This window comes from Pseudomonas sp. Pse35 (genome assembly GCF_024519715.1).
In the GTDB taxonomy this organism is placed as follows: Bacteria; Pseudomonadota; Gammaproteobacteria; order Pseudomonadales; family Pseudomonadaceae; genus Aquipseudomonas; species Aquipseudomonas paracarnis.
This window is the reverse complement of the sequence record NZ_JALJRP010000069.1, coordinates 1-4213: the sequence shown is the minus strand read 5'-3', so window position 1 is coordinate 4213 and position 4213 is coordinate 1. Positions and strand designations below refer to the sequence as shown.

5 protein-coding genes are annotated in these 4213 nt (G+C 58.0%); all 5 read right to left on the bottom strand.

Annotated features, from left to right (window positions below; translation table 11 throughout):
• Positions 1–479, bottom strand: a 479-nt coding sequence (locus tag OC445_RS26825; protein WP_410055966.1) for a hypothetical protein, incomplete at its 3' end; no start/stop codon positions are given.
• 613 nt (positions 480–1092) lie between these two features.
• Entirely contained in the window at positions 1093–2058 is a 966-nt protein-coding gene (locus OC445_RS26820; protein ID WP_054898571.1) for a tRNA dihydrouridine synthase, read from the bottom strand.
• Positions 2059–2113: 55 nt separating this feature from the next.
• Positions 2114–2548, bottom strand: coding sequence for an acyl-CoA thioesterase (locus OC445_RS26815; RefSeq protein WP_020300953.1), 435 nt, complete (start codon positions 2546–2548; stop codon positions 2114–2116).
• 38 nt (positions 2549–2586) lie between these two features.
• A complete protein-coding gene (locus tag OC445_RS26810; protein WP_054921654.1) occupies positions 2587–3420 on the bottom strand; it encodes an alpha/beta hydrolase in 834 nt (277 codons plus the stop codon).
• Positions 3421–3435: 15 nt separating this feature from the next.
• Positions 3436–3975, bottom strand: a complete 540-nt coding sequence (locus tag OC445_RS26805) for a TetR/AcrR family transcriptional regulator (RefSeq protein WP_054898574.1) — start codon at positions 3973–3975, stop codon at positions 3436–3438.
• Positions 3976–4213: the final 238 nt, after the last annotated feature.

Sequence of the window (4213 nt, the reverse complement as noted above, 5' to 3'; positions counted from 1 at the left end):
TTCGGCTTCACCGACTGATCCGTCGTACCTGGCTTCACCGGCTGGTCTTTTGCATTCGGCTTCACCGACTGATCCGTCGTACCTGGCTTCACCGGCTGGTCTTTTGCATTCGGCTTCACCGCTTGATCAGTCGTACCTGGCTTCACCGGCAGGTCTTTTGCATTCAGCTTCACCGCTTGATCAGTTGTAGCTGGCTTCACGGGCTGGTCTTTTGCCTCCAGATCAGGCGTAACACTTTTCCCCAAAAGCATCTCCCGCATGGATTTGAAGAACTGCTCGAGCATGTCAAATACTCTGGTGAGCGCCGTCGCACTCACCATGACCTCACTGTTTTCATTGCGTGCAGATGCGGGGTTGAGGTTGAAATGGCTCGTCGGAGGTTTAGGTTGCATGTCGACTTTCAACGGGGTCGGCAACTGCCCGCTCAGAGGTGAGGTATCAACTTTGACAAAGGGCGAATTATTGACAGATAGAGACATTCATAAACTCCTTAATCGGCGCCACCTGACTCCGTTAAATGGCCAGGGAAGCAATAGCCTTAATGAACTGCAAGCAACAGCACTGCCTGACAGCTGCTAATTTGTGGGAGTTAACGCTGACCAGTTCCTAAAATCGCGCGTCATATAAAGAAACCAAACCAAATTTTCAGACTTTGCCTCGTGCTTTTTAAAGAACACCTCGATTTGCCGCCCCCGAACGTGTGCGTGGCAGAAATACAGATTAATAACTCACCTGAAACGCAACTTGTCGATACAATTCAAAACGCCGCGTAACCGCCCACTTTGATATTTCGCGCGAACATATAAGACACAACCAGAACCACGCAACCGAAGACATATATTTATAAATAAACTTACACAGAGAAACTTTTGAATTTAAAAAACCTATAACGTGCCTGTTTATTACCGAGCAACATTCAACCTATGTGAGAACAAACTGCGAGCGCTCTATAAAGGGCGTCAAGTTCAGCCATAGATAATCCCAACAAACAAAAAAATGCCCCATATCTCTCAATATGGGGCATTTTTTGAAACAGGACGCCGACTCAAATAATGTTGCACCCACCATCAACGGACATTGAAGCGTTACAACTCATAACGTTGCCGGTTGTGGGTGAGGCATGCCAAGCAAGCGGCTAACCTGTTCCAATGCGGTTTCACGACGCAGGGCCGTAAACAGTTCGACCGCCTCCGGGTAATTACGCGTCAACATCGCCAGCCATTGCTTCAAACGGCCCGGCGCCTGCTTTTCAGTCAACTGGGCTACCGATTGACGCCAGAACTCGTGGAGCATGGGTTGCATCTGCGCCCAGGTCATCTCCACTACTTCTTCGCCAGCGCGCGCAGCAGCGATTTGCCGGGCCAGGTCAGGCCGCGCGACCAAGCCACGCCCCAACATGATGTCTTCTACGCCGCTGATTTCCCGGCACCGCCGCCAATCTTCAACACTCCATATATCACCATTGGCAAACACTGGCACCTTCACCACGTCTTGCACACGCGGGATCCACTCCCAATGGGCGGGGGGCTTATAGCCATCGGTTTTGGTACGCGCATGTACCACGATATGCGCCGCACCACCTTCTGCCAGGGCCGTTGCACACACCAACGCGCCATCCGGGCTGTCGAAGCCCAGACGCATCTTGGCGGTCACCGGGATATGGGCAGGTACGGCACGGCGCACATGTTCGACGATCTGGTTGAGCAGCTCCGGCTCCTTGAGCAGCACCGCACCGCCGCGGGACTTGTTGACGGTCTTGGCTGGGCAGCCGAAGTTCAGGTCGATGACTTGCGAACCCAGCTCGCAGGCCAAGGCGGCGTTCTCCGCCAGGCAAACCGGGTCGGAGCCCAGCAATTGCACACGCAACGGCACGCCCGCAGCGGTGTGCGCACCGTGCAGTAGTTCCGGGGCGAGCTTGTGGAAATAGGCAGGTGTGAGCAGGCGGTCGTTGACCCGGATGAACTCGGTCACGCACCAGTCGATACCGCCCACGTGGGTCAACACGTCCCGCAGGATGTTGTCGACCAACCCCTCCATGGGCGCCAAAGCAATTTGCATGGAAAACACTCAACAAAAATCGTGGCGCAGTTTACTGGGTTTCCTGCGGCAACCGTTAACCCCCTGTCAGGGCGGGGCCGTAACCTTCAATAAACTCGGCGGGCATACGCTTGGGCTTGCCGCTGGACAACTCAATACATACGAAGGTTGTTTGCGCACGCAGCAGGGTCGCGCCGTCACGGGGGCGCACAAGCTGGAAACGACGGGTCATTTTCAGGCGTTGGTCCCAATCGACGATCCAGGTGGCCAGTTGTAACTCATCGCCCTCATAGCCTGCCGCCAGGTAGTCGATCTCATGGCGCACCACGGCCATGGCGCGGTCCAGGCGGCGGTATTCGGTGAGGTCCAGCCCCAGGCGCTGCGAATGGCGCCAGGCGCAACGCTCCAGCCATGAGACGTACACCGCATTATTGGCGTGCCCCAGGCCGTCGATGTCCTCAGCCGCAACCTGCAGATCGATGATGAACGGCGTTGCCAAATCCCAGCCCATGCCTTGCTCCAGTCGATTGATGTCGGCGGGGCAGTGTATCAGGCGCTTTGGCGCTCCTGTAGACGGCAGCCGGCCAATAGGGCGAGTACAGCGTCAATGACCTGCGGGTCGGCGAGCACTTTCTGGTGGCCACCCTGCTCCAGGCGCAGCAGGCGGCTGTCGAACCAGGCTTCGTGAATGGCTTGAGCCGCCCTGACCGGAACGAAGGTGTCGTCTTCGGCGTGCACGATCAGGCCGGGAATGTTCAGCTGGTAGTGGGCCACGTCCAGATGCTTGAGCGGCATGCCCATGCTCAACTCCACCTCTTGGATAAAGGCTGAGCGCGCCCGGGGCGGCAAGCCGACCATGCGGGTGAACCCGCGTAGCACATCCAGAAAGCGCGACGGTGCGGCAATGCTGACCAATGCCTGCGTACGCAACCCCAACTGCACCGCCAACATCGCACTGGCGCCGCCCATGGAATGGCCGACCACCGCATACAGCGGCGGCAGCTCGGCCGCCGCCTCAAGCATGGCGCGGGCAAACAGCAGCACATGGGCTTCACGCCCTGGCGAACGACCGTGGGCGGGACCGTCCAGGGCTATCACCGAATAGCCGTTGTCGACCAACGCCGTGATCAAACTGGCGAATTGAGTCGGGCGGCCTTCCCAGCCATGCATCAGCAGCACCGCCGGGCCATGCCCCCAACGCAATGCCGACAGGCCGAAACGCAGAGTGATGCGCTCCGACTGGGCCAACAGCGGCAACTCCCAGTCACGCGGCGGCAGATCGCGCGGGGTCATGAAGGTGCGACGCATCTTGCTGGCGACCGCATGCGGCGCAAGGCGCCCCACCGTGCCATTGAAACCACGAACCCAGGTCAATGCGCCCATCTTGCATCCCCTTTTTCAGCGTACCGCCGATTTGGCCGCACGTATCACCCGATCCGATAACTCGCCGGGCCCGAGTGCCCGAGCCAGGGTCAGCCCCCCTACCATCAAGGCCATGTCCGCCAGGGCCTTGTCAATGTCTTCGGGGCTGCCGGCCAATTGCGCGGCCATCAACTCGACGTGCTCGTTCAAAACCTCGCGAAAAGCGTCCGGCAAGCGCCCCATCTCCCCCACCGTCGCGGGCAACGGGCAGGCCTGGGTCGTGGAGTCGCGGTGCTTGCGCGACAGATAAAACGCTGCGACCAACGTGCGGCGCTCTTCGCCGGTCAGTTGTTCGTCCAAGTCATCGATGGAGGCGCGACGCTGCGCCAGCAACTGGCTGAACGCTTCCAGCATCAGCGCGTCCTTGCTTTCAAAGTGCGCGTAGAAGCCGCCGACTGTCAGCCCCGCCGCCCCCATTACTTCGCCCACACTGGGCTCAGCCGGGCCACGCTGGATCAATGCCGCGCTGGCAGCCTGCAAAATACGTTCGCGGGTTTGCGCTTTTTTATCGCTCATCGAAGCCTCCGTCTTTCATGGGTTGAATATTATTACCATAATAATATTTGGCAAGCGATAAGCACGACCGCCGGTCAGAACAGAAAATGGGTGATAAAGGAGGGAATTGGCCAAACGCCAGACAAACAAAAGGGCCATTCAATAATTGAATGACCCTTAAAAATCCCGCAGAGCGGGTAATCGTGGCGTCCCCTAGGGGACTCGAACCCCTGTTACCGCCGTGAAAGGGCGGTGTCCT